The following is a 24,456-nucleotide window of genomic DNA, read 5'->3' on the forward strand; positions in this document are numbered from 1 at the left end:
TTATTGAACCCTCCATTATAAAATAGTGAGAAATGTAAACGCTTCAAAAACAATTGTACGCCCCAGACGTACATTATTATCAAGCTAATCTATAGTGGTCAGCTATATTTCATCCTAATTCATTCTAACATGTTTACGTGTGACGGACAAAGTTATTATGCTTAAATGTCCTCTCACTCAAAGTAAGCACCAGCAGAGTAAGCATGATTATTAAACCAAATCGTGATAATCAGAAATAAAAAAATGATACTGACAAAGATCAAGGCAAATTTTCTTGAGTTATTGGCCCTTTGGATTTCATCATATTTGATTGGCCGGATCCCGGACAGGTTAAAAACGACCACCGCTGACAGGAGAATACTATTAATATTCACTGACAACAGTAAAAAGGACGGAAGGACATGCTCCCATAAGGCTGCTCCGATTGTCACTCCAAGGACAATGGCTGGAGGAAGCAAAGCCACTGCCACCATTACCCCGACTATTGAGCTGGGAGAACCTCTCAAGATGGCCAGCGCACCCGCTGCACCTGAAGCGAGGGCCAGGATTCCATCTAAATAATCGACCTTCATCCTCGATAAAAACTCTTCGCTTTCCACTGGGACAGGCAGCAAGAGCCCTGACAATATCGCAATAAGCAAGGAAATCCCGACCCCTGTCAGAACAGTAAGCAAGGCCTGCCTGACAAGTTTGAAATCGCCCAGGATCGAGCCGAAAGCCAGCGAAATCACCGGTCCGAGCAGAGGAGCGATCACCATCCCCCCGATGACAATGGCCGAACTGTTCTTGATGATTCCAATCGTCACCACAATGGAAGAAAGGATGACGAATAATAAATAGTTCAGATGAATATTGCTCATCGACTCAATCTTCACATACAACTCGTGCCTGCTCGCCCGTTGAATCGAATTGCGTTCTTCTTCCTTTTCCTTTTTTTCGTCTTTTATTTCCTCTTCCGTTTTGCGCCTGATGTGGCTCTGGACAGGAAACAATGTAGCTTCGAAGCCGTCGACTACATTGATGATGCTTTCGAGATAATTCAGGATTTCCTCTGAATCGTTGGTTTTGACAATCATCCTGACAAGGCATTTTTCTTTTGAATGATCGCGCACCACGTAAGAAGTAGAATAGAATTTTCGAAGCTTTTCATCCACTTTTTTGAAATGTTTCTTAGGGATGTAGGCTTCAATTAACTGCAATGACATGCTTTCACCCTCTATCGGCTAAACTTTCAGTTGCACCTAGTATTGCTAAGAGTTGGGAAGTTTACTCCAATCGACAAATTCCGGGTTGTGACTGTCACCAGGGAAGTGTGTTATACTGAAGCCAAAAGGAGGCGGTCATTGTGACGACCAATAAGGCATTGCTGGAGCACGGAGAGTTCACCCCTGAACGAATCGCATTTTACAGGGATATCGCTTTTGTTGAAGCAGTCAATTCCCAACACGAACTTCATTACCTATTTTTCTATAAAGAACAATTCCTGACTTATAAAAAAGCCTTGAAGCTCAAACGCAGCTCATTTATCGAACAGGCTTTTAAAGAGGGAATTGTTTTTTTATGTCCGCATCCCCTTGCAGATGAGCTGATCAAGCAGAACATAAAATCAAAGGTGATCAGCTTCAATGAGCTTCACAAAAAACTGCAAGCTGCAATGCCCCCCCAGGAAACATCCTATATATTCAGTGCCCTGGATGCCTTCATCCCACATGAAAAAATCTTCAAACTGATCCGGAACCATTACTATCAGTACCGCCGAAACGGGCAGTTCCTTCACGCTTATAAAATTTTGAAAATCCTGGCTGAAACCGCTCCTGAAAATGCATGGGTACGCCAAACCTCAGCCGATTTAAACTTCCGTCAGTATGAAAAAATGTATATGCAGCAACCGATTAAACTAATAGAAAAAGACCCTCTTTATGCAGCCTCAGAGCTTTGGAAAAGCAGGCATGAACAAAATAGCAGCGAAACACTTCAACAACTGGTGCTTAAAAAGAACCAGAAGCTCACTGTCACGGCCCTGATGATTGAAAGCGTGCAGAGAAACCCTTGCCGTGAAACCCTTCAACCGTTGACCTTATGGTTACGCACCCACTTCAATAAAGATGACTATCGTGAACTGTTATATGCTCTCGCAAAAGAAATTCCGACTAATCATGAATTTGTGCAGCAGCTCCTCCAAGAACTGAAAGAAGCGGGGGAACATGAGAAAGCTCTGGAACTGCTATGCCGCGCACCTGAGAGCGCCAGCAGGATTAACACTGACTTTATGACGGACCTCTTTGAAAAAATACACTGGCAGCAGGCTTCCATTCCCATAGAAAAACTCAACACTATTCTCATTCCAGCTCTCCAAACAGAGCCGGCAAAACTGGATAGAATCTTAAATTCCTGTGTCCAATCTCTGCTAAAGGGGCATGATGTACCGTTTGTAGCTGAGTGGATGTCCCCCCTTCAATCAGAAAATATTTCGCTGCCGATAGCGGAGAAAATCAAAAAGATGAATACACTGCTGGACGATCCCGACCATCAGTCTCAATTAGGCGAGTTCTACTATCAATTCAATGTCATCGACCGTGCGATCGACTGCTTCAGCTGGGACATGGAGCTGCGTCCCCATGACCCCGCGCCGGTCAAATGGCTGTCCCGCTTATACCAGGAGAAAGGGATGGCAAACGAAGCAAAGGCCTACCAGCAGGTATTGATGGAGATGCAGAAGAGGGCATAGAAAAAAGGCTGCTTTTAAAGCAGCCTTACCTATTTCAATTGTATGATTTAGAGCATTTACCTTTTATAGCGATCCAGCCCGATCTTGGATGCGTTTCCGCAAGACGGCCTCATCCATCCTTTGCAATGCCAGGGACAGCCTTTCACGCGGACAGGCAATGTTCATCCGGACAAACCTGCTGCCGCTTGGTCCAAATTTGTATCCTTCATCAAACTTGATCTTGGCTTCCACCAAAAAGAATTCAAACAGTTCTTCATGTTCCATACCTAATGCTGAGCAGTCCAGCCAGATAAGGTGAGTGGCTTCAGGTATGACCGCCTTAACTGAAGGGATGTTTTCCTGTAGATAATGGACGGCAAACCGGCGGTTCTCTTCCAGATACATCAGCAGCTCATTCAGCCATGGTTCTCCCTGCTCGTAGGCCGCTATCGTCCCCTCGACACCGAACGCATTTGGACGGGCCATTCCAAAACTCAGCAGCTTCTGCTCATATTTCTCCTTCAATTCTTTATTTGGGATCATCAAGATCGATGTCTGAAGCCCGGCAATATTGAAGGTCTTACTCGGAGCCGCACAAAGGATGCTGTTCTGTTTAAGTTTCTCATCAATGCTGAATAACGAATGATGAGCAGATCCTTCAAAGACAAGGTCGCCATGCATCTCATCCGAAATGATCCAGACATCATGCTGAAGGCATATTTCCGCAACACGCTCCAGCTCGTCCTTTGTCCAGACCCGGCCGACAGGGTTATGCGGACTGCAAAGAATCAGCACTCTCGTTTTAGGATCTGCCGCTTTCGCCTCTAAATCATCAAAATCCATTTGATAATGGCCATTTTTATATGTAAGAGTATTTTTCAAGACTGTACAACAATTGTTTTCAATTGTGCTGTAGAACGGATAATAAACAGGATCCTGTACAATGACAGCCTCTCCCGGTTGAGTTAACAGTCCAAGCAGGATGTTCATTCCCGGAATGATCCCCGGACTGAATGCAATCCATTCCCTTCCCACCTCCAGGCCATGGCGTTTTTCCCACCACATCTGGATGGCACGGAAATACCGCTCGCTGAACGTCGTATATCCATAGATACCATGCTTCGCCTTTTCCTTCATTGCTTCTGTTATGGCCCCTGATACTTGAAAATCCATATCAGCTATGCACATCGGGATGATCTCTTCATCGGAAAAGGACCATTTGACCGAGTGGGTGTTATGCCGCTCAATGCAGTCATTCCAATTCATCGTTAATTCCCCCTTTTCTCCCTTTACTTTGTATCCCCTATTTACCACTATACCATGAATTTAAAAACGGTTTGCATTGGGATACTGCTGCCAAAACGCGTGTCTTTAACACGTTAAACTACTAAAAGGGACAGTCCCTCTCAGCAGTTTAACGTGTTAACGCAAAAAAGGATAACCCGTATTCCGGATTATCCTTTCCGCTTCTACTTCTTCTGAGACAATTGCTCCAGTTCTGCCTGGATGGTGTTCTTCAGGTCTTCGACTACATCAAAGTTCATAGCTTCGATATAATACGCTTCAAGTTCATCATGAAGGGCCTTGGCTGCTGCCAGATGAGATGTGGCTTCTTTCATTTTAGCTGCATAGTTCTTGCCGATTCCCTTGGTCTCATAGGCGAATTTTTCATCCGTTCCCGGCGTGACGGCCCTTTCATACACATCAACGATTTCATCTCCGCTGCGTTCAGGAAAATACTCATGCGGAGCTGTGCTGTCAAAAATCGCAAAACCAAGTTCACGGACAATCACCATATCGAGGCTGTTCGGGTCGAAACCGCAATGATAGATTTCCACATCAAGTCCCCTGTCCTCGGCAGCCTGTGCGAGTCTTTTGAGCATCGTCGATTTCCCTGTTCCCGGCCTGCCTTTGATGAAGTAGCGCTTTGGCAGGTCCTCGGTCAGATTGCCGATGAAATCACGTGGCCCTTTAGGAGTTGCTGCTCCAAGGAAGCGGTGCCTTACCTGGCCTTTTTTATTTAAGTATATATGGGAGAAGAAAGTTTCCATCAGCTCAGCAGTCAAAGCATCGCATTTTTCAAAGCTCATATTTCCAATATAAATTTTTTCCCAGTCATCATGAATTTTCAAAGCCTCGGCAAATGTGCTGTAGGCTGTCTGAAATGCAGTGGAAATTTTCGCCGTCAGGGCTGTAATCTCTTCCTTATGGTTTCTAAGAATATTTGAATCCCAAGCAGAACCAAGGTTGATATATTCCTCGACAACACCTGGAATATTCGGTTCAATGACATGAGGGGCCGTTCCGTCGACGATACCTGCATTCAACGCTGGAATGATCAAGCCGTCTATGCTTTCATTATCAGAAGAACAGTGCAGGTACTCCACGTCCCATCCTTCTGCGCTCCAGTGGCTGCCAATCGCTTTCATCAAGGATGACTTTCCGGTCCCCGGTCCGCCTTTCAAGATGAACAGCCGGTCCAGCCCCTGCAAGTTTGATGCATACAAGCTGTGGAAGCCCCGCGCTGTATTTCCGCCCGCATAATAATTACGTACTTTTCCGCTCACCGCAAACACTCCTTTTCGGATACTGATAAAATAGGAGAACACATTCTATCTTATGCAGAGCTTCCTGCTGGGTGAATGCCCAATGTAAAAAGTACAAGCAGCCGGTCAGCGACTTGCGGGTTGGAGGGCTTGCACATATATAGAATTCAAAAAAAGTGAAACCGGTGAAGGCCTTGCTCGATTCCAAGGAAGGAGTCACTGGGCGCTGGTCCGTGTTCCCGTTTCATTTAATTCTAATGATTTTTCAAGTACTTCAATCCTTCCCGCTTGCTCAGCGGGCGCAGATCTTCTTTTTCAATGAACCGGATGACAGGCTCCGGAGCCGTTTTCGAATACTCCCTTAATGCCCATCCTATCGCTTTTTCTATAAAAAATTCCTTTGACGGAGAATGCTGCCTGATATATGAAAACAGCTTTTCTTCATTGGTATCTCCTTTATAACTCAACTGATGAAGAATCGCTGTTCTGTTCAGCCATAAATCATCGGCGGCAATCCATTTCTCCAAGTATCGGTCCCCTTCTTGCGGGTATTTTTTGATCACAAAGCCCGCAAGCCGGGAAGCAATTGTATCAATCGTATCCCACCAGGATTTCCTGGCAATCAGCTCCTCAAGCAGTGAAAGATGCTCAGGAGTGAGCTTCTTTCTTTCCTTATCCAAAAGGGTAAGAGCCAGGTACTGAAATTCCCGTTCAGGCTGATCCCAAAGTGTCCGTACAACTTCTGGAAGTACATCCAGCGCCGGTATTCCGTTTTCTTTTATAAAATCTCGAAGCAGCGCTTTTCTTTCAGGCGTTCTAATTCCCAGAAATTCAAACTGATTCCGCATATAAGCTTCCATTGGGCCGGCATTTTCTTCATTTCCATGCTGTCTGAAAAAATTGATCAGTGACTGTGCATACGTCATTTGTCATCCTCCTCTTGGGTTTCTACACACTCAAAACAAGTAATGGTATCCGCATCATGGACACCATTGAAAAAACCATCCAGGCAATAAACAGGCTTACCGCACCTCCGGCAGTCTCCAATATACTCTTTCATCGGTCCATCGCCCTCAAGAAATAGATATAATCCGTGGAATGCCCCTGGTGTCCCTGCTGACGGAGCATGGCGCTGATATTTCCCCGGTGATAAGTGCCATGATCCATACGATTGGTGAAGTCTTCCCCAGACGAAATACGGTAGTGGACCGGGATAGTTAAATCCGGACGGCCTGCAATGAATCCCTTGATCTCCCCATGTAATTCCTGAAACGCCTTCCGGTATGCCCCAGGAGACGAAAGTGTCTTGTACTCCCCCTGGAACTCTTTGTTCATTCTGCCATACCACAAGAGATCCACTTCCAATTGATGCTGGAAGGTTTCCTCAATCGATGGAAACACACTTTTCATTTGAGCTGAAAAGGCACCTGGCACCTCCTGTTCTATGTAACCAAGCAACTTATCCGTTGCCCAGGCATGATAATCAAAAAGCTGGGATAGTTTCTCCATCATCTTCCTCCAATTTGTAGGTTTTGTTATCTCCTTCTTCAACAAGGCAGGTTTCACCTTCTTTCCTACACGCTCTTTCCTTATCTTTGTTGGAATTTTCCCATACTACACCTGATAATCCCTGGGTACCAGGGTTTTTACGAAAGCAGCAATGTACACAAAGCCTTCCACTAATAAATGGCTGTTTTCGCATTAATTGTAGCTTCGGAAGAATCCCTCCTGTATTCCATGGATAACCCGTTCAGTGCAGAGGGAGAAACCAATAAATTGAAAGGGAATTTGCGGTACAATTTGCATAGCATTTTGTATCGCCTTTTTTATCGGCATATCAATGGTTTCGGTGTTTTTTCACTTATTGCTGCATACTGATTTGCAGGCCAATTTGCACTACCGCATAAATGTATGTGGTGTTGCAAACTGGTCTGCATTTTATGTTACAACTTTGTCCGCGGATTCGTTATTGTCAGATACACTAGATGGGAAGAGAAAGGGGGAGTAACGAGTGATAGAAAAATAAGGGGAGATTTTACCGTTAGATGTAGAGTAGACGTGGTTTTTGCGGAAAATAAGGGGAGTTTTTCCCTTTATTCAAAGCAAATCTGCCTATCTTCACGTTTTTTGAGTCAAATAATAGGAATTTCTCCCTCTATTTAAGCTGTTTTCAATACTATTTGCTGATTAAGGGGAATTTTTCCCTCTATAAACCTCAATCAGCAGAGAACCTTGTTTCATTGCTGAAGAATGCAAAGTTTAACGGGAAACCCGCTGTTCAACCGATCTGGGGCTTAACTAAATAACGCATAATAGAAGTGAGGAGCTGCAAGGTCGTTGGCAGCTCCTCTTTTTTGTGCAATTTTTCATACATATTACACTTCAAAACAGCCTGCAAATTTTAACCCGCAAAACCACCAGCAAATAGGCATTTTCTCCCTCTCAACCGAACGGGTTAATTCCATGGATTCCCCATCGAGAAAGGAAGAGCAGCTCTTTCTTTCCTGCTTACAGGGGTTACCCGGTGAAGGACCAAAATAGTAATTGACATTCATATGGACTAGCAACAAAGGTTACGAAAAGGGCCAAATAAAAAGACACATCAACAATGATATGCCTTTTTAGAAAAACTATATTTTTGTAGAAACCGTTTCTGTACTGGCCCCTCTTTCAATCATGTTACGCAGGAGGCGCTGGCATTGCGGCAGGGAGATCCCGACAACCGATCCAAGGAAGAAAGCGATGATAATCGTCCCGATCCCGACAGGACCGCCCAACAACCACCCCAGCAGGAACACCGCCACTTCAATACCGTTTCTCACCCACTGAATCTTCCAGCCTGTTTTCTCTACAATGAGAAGCATCACACTGTCACGCGGGCCGGCACCAAAGTCAGCAGATACATAAAGACCGATACCATATCCAAGGATAATCGTCCCGGCCGCAAATAAGATGCTCTGAATCACGATAGACGAAGGATCGGGAATGATAAAATTGAAAAAATCTATGAATAAACCGATTAACAGCATGTTCAGAAATGCGCCTATTTTAGGAAACGTCTTGGTTGCGAGTCCGGTCACCAATAGAAGGATAAGACCGGCAATGATGGACCAGGTTCCGATCGTCAGACCAAACTTCAGGAACAGACCATAATGGAAAACATCCCAAGGGCCGATGCCCAAGTCTTTTCCCTTAATTGTTAACGTAATTCCGAATGCCAGGACTAATAATCCGATGGTAAAGAACGACCAGCGCAATCTATATTCTCTGTTCATGAAAAATCCCATCCTAATTGTTAGTTTGTCACCCGAAATACTTTATCATATATTGCTAGTTTAATAAACACCTCAACTCCGGGAAACAAGCTCAATCACTTCCCCGTCAGGGCCTTTGTAAAAAATGACAGTCATCCCGCCATCTACATGATATGGACCATCAACAGGATTCAGACCGGACTCTTCCAGATGCTCCCTCCACCCGGAAAGATCCTCTACCTCCCAGGCAAAGTGAAGGTCTGAGGGGCCGAGCTGATTCTCCTCACCCTTAATCAACTCAAGGGTGACCTTCCCGTGGTTCAGGAAAATTATTTTTTCATCATCCAGGACCAGGCATTCCTGTACTTCAAATCGGAAAAGATTCTCATAAAAGGCGGACGATGTCTCCAGGCTTCTGACCTCAATCCCCCCATGGTGCCACTTCATGGTTGTGAATCCCCTGTTAAAATCAGGTTCATATCACCGAACTCATGCCAAAGGTAGCGCCTTTTCAACGCTTGTCGGTAGGCAGCAAAAAGCCGATGTTCGTGAGTGAACGCCATGAGCATTTCCAAGTGGGTCGCTTCCGGTTCATGGAGACCCGTGACCAATCCGTCAACGGTCTTCAATTGATGTTCTTTTTTGATATATAGGTTGGTGATACCCTCAACCTCCGTTAGAATCCCATGTTCATCAGCAGCTGTCTCTAATGCTCTGACCACCGTTGTTCCGACTGCGATTACCCGGGCGTTGGCTTTTTTTACCGAATGGATGAGGTCGACCGTTTCTTTCGGGATATGATAAGCCTCGGGATGTTTATCCGGATTTGGCCAGCGGTCATTTCCGTAATAACTCAAGCCGGTATGCAGTGTCAAAAAAGCCATCTTGATTCCTTTTCTCTTTAGATTTTCGAACAGCTTCCAGGAAAACGCACGCCCTGCGGATGCCATCTCAACGGAACCGGGAACAGATGCATAGGCAGTTTGATAAGCATCGAGTGGCCAGTCTGAATCAATATATTCATAGCGGATCGGTTCCCCCCAGCTGTATATATAGTCCATCAGCTCGACACCGCTTATGGAAAAGGTGAGGATGATCAGCGGTTTTTCTTTGCCAGCGCCTGTGACCTCAGCCTTCACTCCATTGTTCATGAGCAATTCATCTCCAGCTGAAAACAGACCGCCCCAAAGCAATGCTTCCCAGCGTTGATCATCCAGCTGTCTGGATAACCTTATCTCCACTTCATGATGACACACAGTTGCCTTTAAGACCGCCGGAATCGTACGGCTGTTGTTAAAGACGAGAAGATCTTCCTCATTGAGAAAGTCTGCGAGAGAGGAGAATCGTTCATGAAGAACGTCCTCCCCGTCCATGACCATCAACCTGACATCATCCCTCCCTTTTCCCCGCCGTTCAGCCGGAACTTTAGCGTTAAGTGATTGCGGTATCTCAAAGGCATTTTTGATGGCTGCCATTAGTGTGCCTCCTCACTTACATTGAAATTTTGCGCTTCAAACCTCTGCCCGTTTACACCTGACGCTTGATCGGAAGCAAGATATAAAAAGATGCCAACAACATCTGCCGGATCGGCAAGCTCATAGTCGCAGTCAGGCACCGCTTTGTCATGCATTTCCGTATCCATTTCCCCGGGATCGACCATATTCATCCGTACACCCGTCCCACTGAGTTCATCAGCCCATGTCTGGGTCAATCCTTCCACCGCAAATTTACTGATACCATACGCACCCCACTCAGCAAACCCAGTTTTACCTGCTTCCGAAGTCAGATTGATCACTGAACCTGTTCCACGTGAAACCATCCCCGGAAGAACACGTTTGGTCATGATGAACGGATTCATTGTGTTGACCTTCACTACTTTCTCAAACTCCTCATCTGTGTAATCAAGCAGCAGGCATGGTCCTTTGCCGAACATGGATGCATTATTGATTAACACATCAACACGTCCATAAACGCTTTCCGTGATAGAAACGAACCGGTCTGCATCCCTGGAATTTGATACATCGGCTGCCACTGCTAGCACCTCCGCTCCCATTCTTTCCATTTCCCTTTGCACTTCCTTCAGCTTTTCCTCACCTCGCGCACAGATCGCAAGCTTGGCTCCCTCTCTGGCAAAAGCAAATGCAAGCTCTTTCCCTAATCCTTTGGATGCACCCGTAATCATAACCACTGCTTTATTTTGATTCATTTTATAATCCCCTTTCGTTCAGTTGTACTTTTATTATATTGAGAGATCCTCTTAAACTAATCGGGTATAAGGGAGAGAACGCTTTCACTAATTAGCCGGATGGCAGTCTGCGACTTTTGGATGAAAAAGTGCAGTTGCAGCAAATATAGCTTCATCGTTAATTGTTCAAAAACGAACATTATGGGTAGAAATTATTTTTATATTCGTGTTATACTGTATTTAACAATTAAAACGATAAAGGCAGTGACTGGCGAAAATGTGGAACCAACCACAAGGGAGCTGCTTTTTTAAGCTTAATAGCCGTTCGCCTGGGCTGAGGCTGATTTGCAGGACCACTCTTTTTAGGGAGAAGCATGTTCTGTAGATCAGTCTCTTTTCTTGTTCTGAAATCAAAACCCAAAGACATTAACCAGGAGGGAATAGAATGATCGTGAACGAAAAGGTAATTCTGGATGGCAGCCGTGTCGCAACTGCCGTAAAGGACAGTCTGAAGCCAAGAGTCGAAAAACTGAAAGAGAATGGAATCACACCTTGTCTTGCCACAATCCTAGTCGGTGATGACCCTTCTTCGGCCACTTATGTAAAAATGAAAGGAAATGCCTGTGAACGTCTCGGCATCCTTTCAAAGAAAATCGAATTGGCTAATGACACAACGACAGAAGAATTATTAAACACAATTCAATCACTAAACGAGGATGAAGGTGTCCATGGAATCCTTCTTCAGCATCCTGTTCCCCCTCAGATTGATGAACGAGCAGCTTTTGAAGCCATTGCGATTGAAAAAGATGTGGATGGAGTCACGTCACTTGGATTCGGACAGACTTCACTTGGATTCGGCACATATCCTTCCTGCACACCAGCAGCAATCCTTGAGATCATGGATTTTTACGAACTGCCGATTGAAGGAAAACATGCTGTCGTCATTGGCAGAAGTCCGATCCTCGGCAAACCAGTCTCCATGATGCTGTTAAACCGCAATGCTACGGTCACGACCTGCCATTCCTATACAGAGAATCTAGCAGACATTGTAAGCAGCGCAGATATCGTAATAGCAGCTGTCGGCAAGCCGAATTTTGTAAAAGGAGCCTGGATCAAAGAGGGAGCAATGGTCCTGGATGCCGGTTATAACAAAGGCAATATCGGTGATGTTGACTATGAAGAATGCCTTGAACGTGCAGGTGCCATCACACCTGTTCCAGGCGGTGTCGGCCCGGTAACCATATCCATGCTTCTGAAACAAACCGTCAAAGCGGCAGAAAAGTTGATCTAATGGCAAGTATGACTCTGCACTTGTGCAGAGTCTTTTTTTGTTGCTTATCGATTTGGTACCTCGAATCCCCTTTAGCACTTTAAAGCAGCGGGGGACAGTCCCCCACTGCTTTAAAGTGGTAAAGCCCTATAACCAAAGCATAATTACCCTCTTTTTGGAAAATATAGTTCTATCAGGATATTTAGGAGGTCTATTATGTCACCAGAAGATAAGAAACAGGCTATGAATAAAGCCCCCGAACCTTACTGGAGGGAAACCGTCAGCTTTGAAAACTACCCGGCACTCAACCAGGATGCAGAAGTGGATATTGCCATTGTCGGCGGCGGTATCGCCGGGCTTACCGCAGGCTACGAACTAGCCAAGCAAGGAAAGAATGTAGCGATTATAGAAGCGAATAATATCCTTAATGGCACAACCGGCCATACGACGGCCAAAATCACCGCTCAGCACGGGCTTATTTATGATGAGCTCATCCAGCATTTCGGCGTTGACCTCACAAAGACGTACTACCAGGCAAATGATGATGCCCTGCAATACATAAAGAAGAATGTCAGCGATCTGCAAATCGACTGTGATCTGACAGAAGAAGATGCATATGTCTACGCCATCACGGAAAAGTACGATCAGAAGGTGCGAAAGGAATTCACAGCTTATACTAAACTCGGGATCAACGGGGAATTGGTTGAGCAACTGCCAATCGATCTCCCTATCAAATCGGCTGTGGTCATGAAGAACCAAGCTCAATATCATCCGTTAAAATACTTGAAAGTACTTGTTGAGGAGTTCACCAAAAATGGCGGTACCCTATATGAAAACACAACCGCCGTTGATATCCAGGAAGGAAACAAACCAGTCGTTGTGACAAGAGACGGCCACAAAGTGACTTGCAGCAATGTCCTGATTTGTTCGCACTTTCCTTTCTTTGATGGCATGGGATTTTATTTTGCAAAGATGTATGCAAGCCGATCCTATATTCTCGGTATCAAGGCGAAAAAGGAGTTTCCGGGGGGTATGTACCTGAACGCAGAAAGTCCATCGCGATCACTCAGGTTTACCAATACAAGTGGAGAGAAATTGATACTGGTCGGCGGGGATGACCATAAAACGGGCCAGGGCAAAGAAACTGTCAAACATTACGAAGCCCTTGAGGAATATGCAGAATCTGTCCTTGGCATTGAGCAGATCTCCTACCGGTGGTCCGCCCAGGACTTAATATCAGTCGATAAAGTTCCCTATATCGGCCAACTTACTTCCTCCCATAAAAATATCTTTGTCGCAACAGGTTTCAAGAAGTGGGGTATGACATCAGGGACTGCAGCAGGTATGATTCTATCCGATTTAATTGTAAAAAAAGCCAGCCCTTACGAAGAAATATTCAGCCCGTCCCGATTTGCTGCGGATCCGAGCATCAAGCACTTCCTTCAGCAAAATGGCGACGTTGCCAAACACCTGATCAAAGGCAAAATCACGCCTGCTTCAACATCGCCGGAAGACTTGAAAGAAGGAGAAGCCGGGCATGTAACGGTCAACGGGCAAAAAGGCGGTGCCTTCAGAGATGACGAAGGCCAACTTCATATCGTTGATACGACTTGTACACATATGGGATGTGAAGTTCATTGGAACCATGGAGAACGCACATGGGACTGCCCTTGCCACGGCTCCAGATTCTCTATTGATGGGGAAGTCTTGGAAGGGCCGGCTAAGAAACCTTTGAAGAAACTGGATTAATGATTCAGGTTAGTCAGCATAGCCTGTAAAACAGTTATTGTTGATTTTAGCAGCGATTTTGCTGTTCTCATCGACTCATTTACAATTTTCGTGATCCAGCTTGGCTTAAAATGCCAAAAAGCAGCCACACAAAAGGGCACCTCACTAAGAGATGCCCTTTTTATTAGTCCTGGAATCGATTCTTTTTCTTCTTCACGTCACCTGTTGTGAATTCAACCATTTCGGTGCTCGTCCGGTTCCCTTTTTTCTGGTTATCATTACGCTGTGCGTTCCCGTTGCCAGACTTCGTGCGTCCCATGCTCATCTCTCCTTTGTTTTCTTTCACCTATAGTATGAAGAGACCCTCACGGAATTATACAAGCCGGAACAGAGACCGTTTCTATCTTGACCTGATCGCGATAGAAAAGCAGTGACTCCTCAATAATTCCATGAATGAAGTTGCTGTCGAGGTCGGGAATCAGATCTTTCGCTATGCACCAGGCATTTTCTTCAATCCGCAAAGCAATCCGCTTTCGTTCATAATCGTCGGCCACATCCATTCTGTCGGCCAATCCCTCAAGTTCGTCATCCTCGGCATGACCTAGTTCATGAGCGAAAACAACGGTAAAGTATTCGTAAAAACAGTCCAGTGTCTTGAAGAGCATCTTACATTGCCTTTTGATTTCATCGACATACATCGTGATTGTGTGTGTGCCCATATTGTACTTTCCGCCGGCAATCCGTTTTCCGGGAAAATTTTTCTCGAGAATCACATGAACACTGCTGCCTGCTCTTGCTTGCAAGGTACTTGTGATTTGCTGCAAATTACTGTCCACTTCCAAATCAAACACACCTTTTCTAAGTATTCAGGTAGAACCTGAGCCCTTTACGTTTAGTGTATTCCTGAATTCATTAAACATGAGTTTCTCATGGCAAAATGCCGCTTTCCTAATACATTAGCCGGTAATGAAAAAAAAAAACGTATTAGACATTGAGATGCCTAATACGTTGACCATGCTTTTTCATATTTTTGAATCAAAACGGGGTTCATCAAGGTGTTGATTTCAAGTTCAACTGACCGGCCATCCTTATCGGTAATCGAAGAATCAATATCTTTTCCGAATGTACCCAAGCCTTTCAAGACTGTGTCAGTTAAAAATTTTGTTTCTTTTTTCAAATCAAGGTTGGATAAAGAGATGTCTTCCCGTCCTGCCAAGACAAATCCCCAATCCCCGAAACTAGGGACATCCACATGCAGATTTTCTGTCTTAAGACCTGCAGATTGAATGGTTTTATCGATTGTCCAGTACACTTCGGTTGCAAACGTCGGACTTGTACTCTGCACCATAATCGCTCCGCCTGGAGGAAGATGGTTGCGCAGTAACTGGTAAAATTCCAGTGTGTACAGCTTGTTTAACGATTCATTATTGGGGTCAGGCAAGTCCACCAGAATGGCATCATAAAACTCATCAGCCTTTTCCAAAAAGGTAAAGGCATCCTGATTGATCACCTCCACCCGCTCATCCTCGAAAGCATGCTCGTTAAGCGCCGATATGGATGGATTCGTCCGGGCAAGCTCAACAACTTTTGGATCAAGATCCACCAGGGTGATCTCTTTGACCTCGTCATATTTCCTCAATTCCCTGATGGCTAGTCCATCACCGCCGCCTAGAATCAATACTTTCTCTTTCCTCTCGGCAGCCGCCATTGTGGGATGTACCAGTGTTTCATGATATCGATACTCATCTGATGAACTGAACTGCAGCTGCCCATCCAAAAACAGCCGTAAGTCACCTTGCTCTTTCGTCAAGATGATCTGCTGATAGTTTGTGTTCTCAGAATGGATGATGGGATCGCGATACAGCTTTTGTTCAAAAGAAAAGGCCATTTCCTCCCCCCAAAATACCCCTGTAAACAGAAAGAGCATGACCAGAACCCCCGCTGTTCCATGTTTTTTTAGCGAGGTGATTTCATCTCTAAAATAAAACATCAGCCAAAGAGCCACGATAACATTCACCAGTGCCACAACAAAGGCTGTCTTTACAAGACCCAGCTGCGGCCTTAATAAGAATACAAACAGCAGTCCGCCGATAAGACCGCCTGCATAGTCAGAAAAAAGCACCCTGGCCGTACTGCGATTCAGGGTTTCGCCAATCTCATTGGCCTTTCGGATTAAAATCGGCAGCTCCACTCCTGTCAATGCTCCCACAATCGCTGTCACCGCATAAAGGAAAAAGGCATCCGATCCCTCACCGAAAAAAGCAGTGACGCCGAATAAAGTGAATATGGAGAGCCCGCCAATCAGTCCAATGAGCAGTTCAATCCAGATAAACGAGATAATAAGATTCCTGGTTACCTTCTCACTGACTGAAGCTCCGATTCCCATTCCTGTCAAAAAGAGTGAAATGGTGAGCGTGTATTGCTTGACACCATCTCCGAGGATGTAGGAGCCAGCTGCACCAAACAAGACTTCAAAGATGATCCCGCAAATCGAGACAATCCCTGAAGCCCAATAAATTGCTTTTGTTTTTCGAATTCCGTCGTTTTCCACTAATAGGTCCCCTCTTTCGTTGATGTCCGCGCTAGGATGAACGACTCGGCAGGGTGGGCGGTGAGCCTTCCCAGCTGTGCTTGCGGAGTTACTCTTCGGGAGAATTCGCAACTTTGGTCACACCTGTCCCGCTGGTTCCGCAAAAAAATCTCGCATCCTTCCGCTCGATCAACTACAAAAAACAAATTCTGGCTGAAATGTTGTTATAGCATAACCTTTATTAGGCTCTTTTCGTAAGCTTTACTGATATTAAATATAAATGCGAAATATATTGCCCTATTCACCCGAAACAACGCAAAAGGGTTGAAACAAAGAGCGGCTCTTCCATTCAGATAGAAAGGCTCCTCTAGTATCCAAGGGAAAAACCCATACGGAAACAGACTATTATTAAAGCCATGCCCGTTTAGTCATCCAGCCTATTGCCCTTTCCGCTTTTTAGTCAATCCAGCTTCAAGGTCCCAGCGGCTATCGTACTTCAGTCTTCCTCCTTGCGATAAGTCATCATCAACTCACATTCGCTCGTTGTGATTCCTTTATCTCATGCGGAAGCCTTCCAGTCCGTACGCCGCTGAGCGGGACCTTTCCGCTTTTTAGTCAATCCAGCTTCAAGGCCCCAGCGGCTATCGTACTTCAGTCTTCCTCCTTGCGATAAGTCATCATCAACTCACATTCGCTCGTTGTGATTCCTTTATCTCATGCGGAAGCCTTCCAGTCCGTACGCCGCTGAGCGGGACCTTTCCGCTTTTTAGTCAATCCAGCTTCAAGGCCCCAGCGGCTATCGTACTTCAGTCTTCCCCCTTGCGATAAGTCATCATCAACTCGCATTCGCTCGTTGTGATTCCTTTATCTCCTGCGGAAGCCTTCCAGTCCGTACGCCGCTGAGCGGGACCTTTCCGCTTTTTAGGTAATCCAGCTTCAAGGCCCCAGCAGCTATCGTACTTCAGTCTTCCTCCTTGCGATAAGTCATCATCAACTCGCACTCGCTCGTTGTGATTCCTTTATCTCATGCGGAAGCCTTCCAGTCCGTACGCCGCTGAGCGGGACCTTACCGCTTTTTAGGTAATAGACGCCCCAATGACGAACGCCAGTCCCACTGATACGGCAAAGGTGATGATTCCCACTGCAATGTTTCCTTTGTGGAGCTGCTCTTCGACTGAGAATTTTCTTGTGAGCAGTTCAAACAGCAAATACGCCACCATTTGTAAGATGACACCGAATACTCCCCAAATCAGTGTGTCTGTTAAAGCGGAGCTGTGATAAATTGAAAAAGCCAGGATGATGCAGATTCCGATGATTTTACCGCTGATGGAAAGGGCCACTGCATTGTTCCCTTTGAGCACCTCATCCCAATCCTTATATTTTTTTGTCAGCAGTTCAAAGATATAAAGCCCGAACAGGACGATGATTATCGCTACTGCAAAATACATAACTGTTAAAATAAATGGTTCCATTTCTTCTTCCCCCTTCTCAATTGATTATTTTCCTGCACCCGGACCGCCGCCCCTTACCGAAGAGGATCCGCCGCGGATAGGTGACTTATTGTATCCCTTGAAACTTCCTCCCGAGGAGCTGTATCCGCCATAGCATGAATCAGGGTTATTCCTGCATTTCAACCGCTGTTTTTTGCCCCAGTCATCGACATCGAGCACTTCATCCAATACCCAGAGGAGCAGCAAGCCATCAAAGAAATCAGGGCTGTAGTTGTTGCGGACAAACTGGTCATTGGCCACTTCAATCATAGTGTCGGCACTGTTTTGCTCATCTGCTGTCAGGATGACAAATAACTGGTCATAGACGAGCACCTGCTTATTGTCTTTCTTTTCACTGACCTTTGCCGGTTTCTGATGGTCCTGAATCGCTTGGGACACCTCATCTATTGATTGATTTTCTGCTATGTACACTTCTGAATAATTGCTGTTTTCCGTGGCACTGGCTACCGTATCCGAAAAGGTATAATTATTATTGATAAAATCGGCGACACCTTCTTTAAATATCGAACCGCCCCCTGATCCAGCACTTGGACCACAGCCGGCCAGCATAACCATTAAAAGGATCAAGACCGCTAACGGCTTCTTCATTCTCTCACCTCTTTCATATTGGATTTTTCATATCCATTGGCTTCCCTTGATTCATTAGTCCTCATGTTTTTTAAAGACCACTCTGGTTTTCATCCCATCCAGCACAAGCTTTACACAAACATAATCAGGAACCGCTGTAGAGTGCGGTCCCTGATGAACTATTTATTCTTTGCCTAATTGTTTCTTCAGCGCTGCCAATTCATCATCAATATCGTTGTTTTTGTCGAGTGCATCCAATTCATCATCGAGGCTGCGGCTGGAAGATCTCATGTCATCGCTGGTTTCAGCTTCCGCTTCATATTGGAGGACCTTTTCCTCCATGCGTTCGAATCCTTTTCGTGAGTCATCCCCACCAATAGAAGACATCGCACGATTCATTTTCGTACGGGTTTTTGCTGACTCCGCACGGGCTTTTAGCGAATCTTTTTTCAACTTCATCTGGTTGTATTCATTTTTCATTTCATCTAGCTTGGAACGCAGATTGTCTGCATCGGCCTTGGCTCTTTCATAGGACTCGCGCAAAGTATCAGCTTGGGAACTATGGGTCTTCTTGTCTTCGAGAGCCCTTCTGGCAAGATCATCATTTCCTGCTTCCAATGCCTTGACTGCCTGCTGCTGGCGTTTTTCAGCCATTTTATCAGCATCTTCGTATTTTCTTTGAAGCATCTTTTCATTAGCAATCTGTTTTGCAACGGCTGCCTCCGCATCGCGGATATCCGCCTCCATCTCACGCATGAACTGATCTAGCATTTTAACCGGGTCTTCAGCTTTATCAAGCATGGCATTCAGTTCAGAACCTACTAGTGTCTTCACTCTTTTAAATAATTGAAACATAATTCAACCTCCATTTAATTAATTGCTGGCGATGATTTTGATTTCATATTCGTTGATTTCGTACCCGCTGCTGACCTCTATCTCACTTCCCCAGATTTCAACGGATAAATACTTTTCTTCGTCGTCATCTTCATAATCGAAGTATCGGCAGTTCATACCATCTACATTTTTCCCGCGGCCTTCCCCTTTTACTCTTGCCGTTCCGGCCTCATCAAGAAAATAGCGAATCCCTTCATACTCGATTTCTTCAGGGATCGGCTCACTCAGCTTCAGCTTTGCTTTTTCATATATCCCCAGGTAAACCTGATCGTCCATTTCGGCACTAAGCCAGACGGTCTTGCCGGGACTTTCAAGCTGATAGGCAAGCCATTCAAATCCATGGTCATTATATGTAAGCTTGTTGACCACCTCATAGTCTTCAAGGTCATAAGCCACAATATCCCCGACTTCAATTGTGAAAACATTTCTATCTTTCACGACCGGCACATTTTTCTCTTTTTTACCGAAGAGCCTTTTTAGAATACTCATGTTTCCACCTCCGCCTTAATGTAACTTGTTCTTATTAACATATACGTTGCATCTTCTGAAAAGTTTCAGATAATCTATGTACGTTTCATAAAAAAGTTGTTCCCTATTTTGGTTCCCGCTCCATCCGAGTCGATTGCGGGGCGTCGAAACAAACAGCGTACGTGCTGAACTGCCTCCGCATGATATAAAGGAGACACTAGGGATCCCGTGCCAAATCTGCTTTCTCAGCCTGCCTGCAGAACCTCACCTGTCCCTCATGAGATCTCCTGTTTCCGCTTCAATAAATACTACTTTTCATTCATCTTCGTAAATAAACTACACTTTTTTGAAATAGCCTCATAAATTCAAACCACTTAAATACTTCCAGACCGACAGCCTGATTCCTTCATTTTTCTGTTACAAAAAGGACTTTTTTGTGCAAATAAAGAAGTAGGTAAGGAAATTATGCAGGAGGTGGCTTCAAAATGGACGATTCCCAACTATTTAAACAGCTTGATTTTATCCGGCTGAGAACCATTGCGGCATTGGATAATACCACAGAAGAGATGGCAGATTTTGTTCCAGGCGGCTTCAAAAATTCAATCCGCTGGAATCTCGGGCACATTTACTTTTCTCATGAAAACCTCATCCATTCATTTGCCGGAAAGAAAGGAGTTATTCCTGATGGATTCAACGAATTATTTGGCTTTAATACAAGCCCCGGCCAATGGGAAGCAGCGGCTCCATCATTGAAAGATTTAAGAAAGCTTCTTTCCTCACAGCCGGGAAGGTTGAGAGATACATTTATGGGAAGGCTGTCCGACAAGGGGGAAAAGCCATTCAGAATGACAAGGGACATTGCTTTTGAAACGTTGGCTGAAGTCGTATCATTTGCCAATTGGCATGAAGGCCTGCATCAGGGAGCCATCACCACGATTAAACGGGCCCAGGGGATTGAGAACCTCTGGGAACCAGTCTAAAAAAGGAAAAAGCCATTCCACTTTCGGAATGGCTTAACTTTATTAATCTTTGATTCTTCCAAATAATTTGATGCAGTATAGGGCAGACAAACCAACAAGAATATAAACAATTTTTGAAAGGATGGCGTCTTGTCCGCCAAAGATAGCTGCCACTAAGTCAAATTCGAATAATCCGACAAGCAGCCAGTTCAAGCCTCCAACAATTAATAATATCAGTGCGATTGAATCTAATGTTTTCACGATTTTTCTCCTCCTTAAAAGGTTTGTTATTCTTTCATGATTATTATATGCCCGTAATTACAAGTTCAAAACATTTACTGTGTTATTTTTGTATTGTTTTTGTTCACTATTTGTACATCGATAGTTTTTATACAAAATCCCTCATTGTATTTGTACCCGGCTAAAAGAATAAAAAACTGTCCCCTCTAAGGAGACAGTTTTAATTCTATAGCCTGATTGGACTGTTGCTTTCCAATGAATGGTAACATGCTTGTATAGCTTTAATATTGTTGATGGTACTCATGGATGTATAGACAGGCTTCCTTTTCTCCAGAATACATTTACTAAAGTGGTTTACTTGGATGACATATGGATTTCCTTCGAGGACTTCTTCTCTTTCTTCTCCTTTTTCATCGGTTATGGCGATGGAGACCCTGCCACCCGGGAAACGATCCGGCCGGTAGGCAAAGGGTACCTTGATCGTTCCCTTTGTTCCCGAAATTTCATAAGTGTCTTTCATCGGCTGTTCAAACCCTGATTCGAAGCTTGCCGTAATGCCATTTTCAAAGCTGAGTATGCCGACAGCTTTTGTGTCGACTCCGAACTCATCATGAATGCTTGCCTTTACATATACTTCAGAAGGTTCCCGGCCCAGAATATAGCGTGTGGAATGAATGCAGTAGCACCCAACATCCCAAATGCTTCCTCCTCCAAGTTCTTTGTTCAGCCTGATATTCTCCGGATTCTTCTCTAAGTCCATTTTGAATGTAAACACTGATTGCATATGTCGTACTTCCCCAATAGCCCCTTCTTCAATCAGTTCTTTTACCCGTCTATGCTGCGGATGGAACTGATACATAAAAGCCTCCATAAACAACACATTATTTGATTCACATTCAGCTGCCATCTCCTCAACATCTCCAGCTGTCAAAGCAGCAGGCTTTTCACATAGTACATGTTTGCCTTTTCTTGCGGCTTTTGTGACCCATTCCTTATGCATTGTGTTAGGAAGAGGGATGTAGACCGCTTGAATTTCCGGATCGTCCAGAAGTTCTTCATAGCTTTGGTACGCTTTTGGAATTGAAAATTCCTTCGCTGCCTCTTCTGCCCTCCCGCTTAGACTCGCAATTGCTGTCACGTCTGCATACTCAGCATCTTGAAGAGCCGGGATAAGGGCTTTCTTAGCAATATTTGCTGTGCTTAAAATTCCCCACTTAATTTTACTCACGTCGTTCTCCTCCTTTTTCAGAATTCTTTTCATCTTCAGTTATATCACATGTGTGCTTCCTGCGAGACCCCGCAAGAAATCTTTTCCAGATTATTTTTCAGGGACTGGGGTATTAACGGATAGAAAATGAGCGAAAAAATACTCTGATGCTAGACAAGCATTCATTCCACTTTGTATACGCTCGCTGCTGTTACGGTCAAACTATAAACGAATCAGGATGACTGACTTCTTATCAAAGGGAGAGAGCCAATGAACATTGACTTTTTACAACAGGAACAGTTAGGAATCAAGTGCATCTGGGGACAACAGAAAAGACGAATCACCAATGTGAACTATGACTCTAGAAGGGTACAGGAAGATGCTGCATTTATTTGCATCAGCGGGGAAAATCATGATGGCCATTCATTTCTTGAAAATGCCATCCAAAATGGGGCCGCTGTTCTGGCCGGGGAAAATGCAGAAGTGCTTGAAGAAGCGAGCAAGAAGTATTCTGACAGAACCTTTATTCAAGTGGAGGATGCCAGGGCTTTCCTTGCCCGCTTGTCCATCTTGTTTTATAAAAATATACATGAAAAACTGATGACGATCGGGGTGACAGGGACGAACGGGAAAACCACTGTCACTGCCTATGTGAAATCATTAATGACAATCCTTGGAACACCTACTGGTTCGATTGGGACGACCGGCATCATTTCTTCAAAAGAGAAGATCAAGTTGAAGAAAAGTACCCCGACGACACCTGAGTCCTCTGATTTACACTACATTTTTAATCAGTTTTATCAACGAGGGGACCGGGCAGCTGCTATGGAAGTATCTTCGGTTTCAACAGAGCAGAAGCGCGTTGAGGGTATAGTGTTCGACATTGCGATACATACCAACCTTTCTCCTGAACACCTTGAGTTTCACAAAACGTTTGAAAACTACAAGAAAGCCAAGCTGAAACTTTTCAAACAAGCTAAAAAAGCGGTGGTGAACATTGATGATGACGGTATGGCACAGGATATCCTCGACATGTATTCCAGTGAGGTACTGACCTACAGCTTGAATAAACATTCGAGGGCAGATGTAACTGCCTCCAACATAAGAACCATCGGCCATGAGAGCTTCTTTGAGCTGAATGTACAGAATGAATCTTATATTGTACGGGCTCCAGTCATTGGAGATTATAATATCGCCAATGTCCTCGCAGCACTTTGTACGGCCATGCATGCCGGATACTCCATTCATCAGATTCTCCTGGCCCTGCCTTCCCTCGAAGGACCTGAAGGAAGATTTGAACTGCTCACCGAGTATGGCAACAGAAAAATCCTGCTCGATTATGCCCATACGCCGGCAGCGCTGGACAACCTGCTTCGTGAAGTCAAGAAACTGGAGTACCGCCGCTTGATTGTGTTAATTACCGGTATCGGAATAAGGGATAAATCCAAGATGCCGCTCATGGCTGAAACGGTTGAAGGAAAAGCGGATGAAATCGTCGTTTCCGTCGACCACCCTGATTTCAATGACCCTGATGAGATTATCAGCCATGTATTGGCAGGATTCTCAAACCCATCGGCTGAAAACATCTATACCGAGAGAACCAGGGCAGAAGGCGTCCTTTCCGCACTCGCCCTCAGTGATGAAAATGATCTGATCCTGTTGACGAGCGGCTGCATTAATGAAGCCCAGATTGTCGAGGGAAAAGAAGTACCCCATTCCGATAAAGACCTGATTAGAAGCTACTTCAATGATGACAGCACAGATTACGATTATGACTATATCCAGGCTTGATGAAAAAGAACCCATTGGATCGGGTTCTTTTTTTGGTAATTAATTTTGGCTTACCTTAGCTGGGTTGTCTTTCTGTTTCGCAAACACCTCGGAATTTCCAGTGACTCCCTTCACTCTTCTCTGATTCATTCTGTCGTGATTTTACCGGATTCGCGACTCGCTCCACCATTCCCCGGCCCTTCCTGTCCCGATTCCCCCGGATTCGCGACTCGCTCCACCATTTCCCGGCCCTTCCTGTCCCGATTCCCCCGGATTCGCGACTCGCTCCACCATTCCCCGCCCCTTCCTGTCCCGATTTTCACGGAATCGCGACTCGCTCCACCATTCCCTGGCCCTTCCTGTCCCGATTTTCACGGAATCGCGACTCGCTTCACCATTTCCCGGCCCTTCCTGTCCCGATTCCCCCGGATTCGCGACTCGCTCCACCATTCCCCGCCCCTTTCTGTCCCGATTTTCACGGAATCGCGACTCGCTCCACTTTTCCCCGCCCCTTCCTGTCCCGATTCCCCCGGATTCGCGACTCGCTCCACCATTTCCCGGCCCTTCCTGTCCCGATTCCCCCGGATTCGCGACTCGCTCCACCATTCCCCGCCCCTTTC

The 24,456-nt window shown here is 45.2% G+C and carries 24 protein-coding genes and 1 riboswitch; of the genes, 5 read left to right on the forward strand and 19 right to left on the reverse strand.

The features are described from left to right. Window positions 1-173 precede the first annotated feature (173 nt). A complete protein-coding gene (locus tag AC4E8A_RS22615) occupies window positions 174-1,205 on the reverse strand; it encodes a TIGR00341 family protein (protein ID WP_490196065.1) in 1,032 nt (343 codons plus the stop codon). 140 nt (window positions 1,206-1,345) lie between these two features. Between AC4E8A_RS22615 and AC4E8A_RS22620 the strand changes: the two genes are divergently transcribed. After that, window positions 1,346-2,728, forward strand: a complete 1,383-nt coding sequence (locus tag AC4E8A_RS22620) for a hypothetical protein (protein ID WP_490196066.1) — start codon at window positions 1,346-1,348, stop codon at window positions 2,726-2,728. 63 nt (window positions 2,729-2,791) lie between these two features. On the opposite strand, the gene AC4E8A_RS22625 is transcribed toward AC4E8A_RS22620, so the two are convergent. From AC4E8A_RS22625 to AC4E8A_RS22660, 8 genes are all read right to left on the reverse strand, one after another. Next, the gene (locus AC4E8A_RS22625; protein ID WP_490196067.1) at window positions 2,792-3,973 is read right to left on the reverse strand and encodes a MalY/PatB family protein; all 1,182 of its coding nucleotides are present in this window, start codon (window positions 3,971-3,973) and stop codon (window positions 2,792-2,794) included. Window positions 3,974-4,176: 203 nt separating this feature from the next. Beyond that, the gene (locus tag AC4E8A_RS22630; protein WP_490196069.1) at window positions 4,177-5,274 is read right to left on the reverse strand and encodes a PRK06851 family protein; all 1,098 of its coding nucleotides are present in this window, start codon (window positions 5,272-5,274) and stop codon (window positions 4,177-4,179) included. Window positions 5,275-5,507: 233 nt separating this feature from the next. Then, window positions 5,508-6,179, reverse strand: coding sequence for a DNA alkylation repair protein (locus tag AC4E8A_RS22635; protein ID WP_490196070.1), 672 nt, complete (start codon window positions 6,177-6,179; stop codon window positions 5,508-5,510). Window positions 6,180-6,309: 130 nt separating this feature from the next. Further along, window positions 6,310-6,765 (reverse strand): DinB family protein, encoded by a 456-nt coding sequence (locus AC4E8A_RS22640; RefSeq protein ID WP_490196071.1) that lies wholly within the window; start codon window positions 6,763-6,765, stop codon window positions 6,310-6,312. A 1,118-nt stretch (window positions 6,766-7,883) separates the two neighbouring features. Then, entirely contained in the window at window positions 7,884-8,528 is a 645-nt protein-coding gene (locus AC4E8A_RS22645; protein WP_490196072.1) for a YczE/YyaS/YitT family protein, read from the reverse strand. A gap of 72 nt (window positions 8,529-8,600) precedes the next feature. Further along, window positions 8,601-8,954: a VOC family protein gene (locus AC4E8A_RS22650; RefSeq protein ID WP_490196074.1), complete on the reverse strand. Its 354-nt coding sequence runs from the start codon at window positions 8,952-8,954 to the stop codon at window positions 8,601-8,603. Further along, a complete protein-coding gene (locus AC4E8A_RS22655) occupies window positions 8,951-9,982 on the reverse strand; it encodes an S-adenosylmethionine:tRNA ribosyltransferase-isomerase (RefSeq protein WP_490196075.1) in 1,032 nt (343 codons plus the stop codon). The genes AC4E8A_RS22650 and AC4E8A_RS22655 overlap by 4 nt, the downstream gene beginning before the upstream one ends. Next, window positions 9,982-10,713: an SDR family NAD(P)-dependent oxidoreductase gene (locus tag AC4E8A_RS22660; protein ID WP_490196077.1), complete on the reverse strand. Its 732-nt coding sequence runs from the start codon at window positions 10,711-10,713 to the stop codon at window positions 9,982-9,984. Before AC4E8A_RS22660 ends, AC4E8A_RS22655 begins: the two co-directional genes overlap by 1 nt. Before the next feature lie 233 nt (window positions 10,714-10,946). Beyond that, a riboswitch (ZMP/ZTP riboswitch) is annotated at window positions 10,947-11,034 on the forward strand. A gap of 103 nt (window positions 11,035-11,137) precedes the next feature. Here AC4E8A_RS22660 and AC4E8A_RS22665 point away from each other — a divergent pair. Further along, window positions 11,138-11,983 carry a bifunctional 5,10-methylenetetrahydrofolate dehydrogenase/5,10-methenyltetrahydrofolate cyclohydrolase gene (locus tag AC4E8A_RS22665; protein ID WP_490196078.1) on the forward strand — a complete coding sequence of 282 codons (846 nt, stop codon included), beginning with the start codon at window positions 11,138-11,140 and terminating at the stop codon, window positions 11,981-11,983. Window positions 11,984-12,178: 195 nt separating this feature from the next. Next, window positions 12,179-13,711 carry an FAD-dependent oxidoreductase gene (locus AC4E8A_RS22670; RefSeq protein ID WP_490196079.1) on the forward strand — a complete coding sequence of 511 codons (1,533 nt, stop codon included), beginning with the start codon at window positions 12,179-12,181 and terminating at the stop codon, window positions 13,709-13,711. Between the two features lie 163 nt (window positions 13,712-13,874). On the opposite strand, the gene AC4E8A_RS22675 is transcribed toward AC4E8A_RS22670, so the two are convergent. From AC4E8A_RS22675 to AC4E8A_RS22705, 7 genes are all read right to left on the reverse strand, one after another. Continuing rightward, entirely contained in the window at window positions 13,875-14,009 is a 135-nt protein-coding gene (locus AC4E8A_RS22675) for a hypothetical protein (protein WP_276310266.1), read from the reverse strand. A 46-nt stretch (window positions 14,010-14,055) separates the two neighbouring features. Then, the gene (locus AC4E8A_RS22680) at window positions 14,056-14,526 is read right to left on the reverse strand and encodes a hypothetical protein (protein WP_490198965.1); all 471 of its coding nucleotides are present in this window, start codon (window positions 14,524-14,526) and stop codon (window positions 14,056-14,058) included. Window positions 14,527-14,690: 164 nt separating this feature from the next. Beyond that, window positions 14,691-16,241, reverse strand: coding sequence for a polyamine aminopropyltransferase (locus AC4E8A_RS22685; protein ID WP_490196080.1), 1,551 nt, complete (start codon window positions 16,239-16,241; stop codon window positions 14,691-14,693). 1,055 nt (window positions 16,242-17,296) lie between these two features. Beyond that, entirely contained in the window at window positions 17,297-17,692 is a 396-nt protein-coding gene (locus tag AC4E8A_RS22690) for a DUF350 domain-containing protein (RefSeq protein WP_490196081.1), read from the reverse strand. 24 nt (window positions 17,693-17,716) lie between these two features. Beyond that, window positions 17,717-18,319 carry a DUF4247 domain-containing protein gene (locus AC4E8A_RS22695; RefSeq protein ID WP_490196082.1) on the reverse strand — a complete coding sequence of 201 codons (603 nt, stop codon included), beginning with the start codon at window positions 18,317-18,319 and terminating at the stop codon, window positions 17,717-17,719. Window positions 18,320-18,481: 162 nt separating this feature from the next. Then, window positions 18,482-19,153 (reverse strand): PspA/IM30 family protein, encoded by a 672-nt coding sequence (locus AC4E8A_RS22700; RefSeq protein WP_490196083.1) that lies wholly within the window; start codon window positions 19,151-19,153, stop codon window positions 18,482-18,484. 18 nt (window positions 19,154-19,171) lie between these two features. Further along, window positions 19,172-19,681 (reverse strand): DUF4178 domain-containing protein, encoded by a 510-nt coding sequence (locus AC4E8A_RS22705; protein ID WP_490196084.1) that lies wholly within the window; start codon window positions 19,679-19,681, stop codon window positions 19,172-19,174. Window positions 19,682-20,145: 464 nt separating this feature from the next. Between AC4E8A_RS22705 and AC4E8A_RS22710 the strand changes: the two genes are divergently transcribed. Then, window positions 20,146-20,640 carry a DinB family protein gene (locus AC4E8A_RS22710; protein WP_490196085.1) on the forward strand — a complete coding sequence of 165 codons (495 nt, stop codon included), beginning with the start codon at window positions 20,146-20,148 and terminating at the stop codon, window positions 20,638-20,640. Window positions 20,641-20,682: 42 nt separating this feature from the next. On the opposite strand, the gene AC4E8A_RS22715 is transcribed toward AC4E8A_RS22710, so the two are convergent. Together AC4E8A_RS22715 and AC4E8A_RS22720 are read right to left on the reverse strand one after the other, a co-directional pair. After that, window positions 20,683-20,880, reverse strand: coding sequence for a DUF378 domain-containing protein (locus AC4E8A_RS22715; protein WP_490196086.1), 198 nt, complete (start codon window positions 20,878-20,880; stop codon window positions 20,683-20,685). Window positions 20,881-21,085: 205 nt separating this feature from the next. Continuing rightward, window positions 21,086-22,087 (reverse strand): Gfo/Idh/MocA family protein, encoded by a 1,002-nt coding sequence (locus AC4E8A_RS22720; RefSeq protein ID WP_490196087.1) that lies wholly within the window; start codon window positions 22,085-22,087, stop codon window positions 21,086-21,088. Between the two features lie 249 nt (window positions 22,088-22,336). Here AC4E8A_RS22720 and AC4E8A_RS22725 point away from each other — a divergent pair, with 249 nt between their 5' ends. Then, window positions 22,337-23,857, forward strand: coding sequence for a UDP-N-acetylmuramoyl-L-alanyl-D-glutamate--2,6-diaminopimelate ligase (locus AC4E8A_RS22725; protein ID WP_490196088.1), 1,521 nt, complete (start codon window positions 22,337-22,339; stop codon window positions 23,855-23,857). Between the two features lie 141 nt (window positions 23,858-23,998). Here AC4E8A_RS22725 and AC4E8A_RS22730 read toward each other — a convergent pair whose 3' ends face one another. After that, on the reverse strand, window positions 23,999-24,442 hold the full coding sequence (locus AC4E8A_RS22730) for a hypothetical protein (RefSeq protein WP_490196089.1): 444 nt from the start codon (window positions 24,440-24,442) through the stop codon (window positions 23,999-24,001). Window positions 24,443-24,456 lie beyond the last annotated feature (14 nt).

The organism is Bacillus sp. SRL337, assembly GCF_984799155.1.

Bases quoted from the DNA above. Each gene is read 5' to 3' on its own strand.
- AC4E8A_RS22640 (WP_490196071.1), bottom strand. From the start codon at position 6,765: ATGATGGAGAAACTATCCCAGCTTTTTGATTATCATGCCTGGGCAACG.
- AC4E8A_RS22635 (WP_490196070.1), bottom strand. From the start codon at position 6,179: ATGACGTATGCACAGTCACTGATCAATTTTTTCAGACAGCATGGAAAT.
- AC4E8A_RS22645 (WP_490196072.1), bottom strand. From the start codon at position 8,528: ATGAACAGAGAATATAGATTGCGCTGGTCGTTCTTTACCATCGGATTA.
- AC4E8A_RS22650 (WP_490196074.1), bottom strand. From the start codon at position 8,954: ATGAAGTGGCACCATGGGGGGATTGAGGTCAGAAGCCTGGAGACATCG.
- AC4E8A_RS22655 (WP_490196075.1), bottom strand. From the start codon at position 9,982: ATGGCAGCCATCAAAAATGCCTTTGAGATACCGCAATCACTTAACGCT.
- AC4E8A_RS22670 (WP_490196079.1), top strand. From the start codon at position 12,179: ATGTCACCAGAAGATAAGAAACAGGCTATGAATAAAGCCCCCGAACCT.
- AC4E8A_RS22700 (WP_490196083.1), bottom strand. From the start codon at position 19,153: ATGTTTCAATTATTTAAAAGAGTGAAGACACTAGTAGGTTCTGAACTG.
- AC4E8A_RS22705 (WP_490196084.1), bottom strand. From the start codon at position 19,681: ATGAGTATTCTAAAAAGGCTCTTCGGTAAAAAAGAGAAAAATGTGCCG.
- AC4E8A_RS22710 (WP_490196085.1), top strand. From the start codon at position 20,146: ATGGACGATTCCCAACTATTTAAACAGCTTGATTTTATCCGGCTGAGA.
- AC4E8A_RS22695 (WP_490196082.1), bottom strand. From the start codon at position 18,319: ATGAAGAAGCCGTTAGCGGTCTTGATCCTTTTAATGGTTATGCTGGCC.
- AC4E8A_RS22730 (WP_490196089.1), bottom strand. From the start codon at position 24,442: ATGGTGGAGCGAGTCGCGAATCCGGGGGAATCGGGACAGGAAGGGCCG.
- AC4E8A_RS22675 (WP_276310266.1), bottom strand. From the start codon at position 14,009: ATGGGACGCACGAAGTCTGGCAACGGGAACGCACAGCGTAATGATAAC.
- AC4E8A_RS22615 (WP_490196065.1), bottom strand. From the start codon at position 1,205: ATGTCATTGCAGTTAATTGAAGCCTACATCCCTAAGAAACATTTCAAA.
- AC4E8A_RS22725 (WP_490196088.1), top strand. From the start codon at position 22,337: ATGAACATTGACTTTTTACAACAGGAACAGTTAGGAATCAAGTGCATC.
- AC4E8A_RS22625 (WP_490196067.1), bottom strand. From the start codon at position 3,973: ATGAATTGGAATGACTGCATTGAGCGGCATAACACCCACTCGGTCAAA.
- AC4E8A_RS22665 (WP_490196078.1), top strand. From the start codon at position 11,138: ATGATCGTGAACGAAAAGGTAATTCTGGATGGCAGCCGTGTCGCAACT.
- AC4E8A_RS22690 (WP_490196081.1), bottom strand. From the start codon at position 17,692: ATGGAACCATTTATTTTAACAGTTATGTATTTTGCAGTAGCGATAATC.
- AC4E8A_RS22660 (WP_490196077.1), bottom strand. From the start codon at position 10,713: ATGAATCAAAATAAAGCAGTGGTTATGATTACGGGTGCATCCAAAGGA.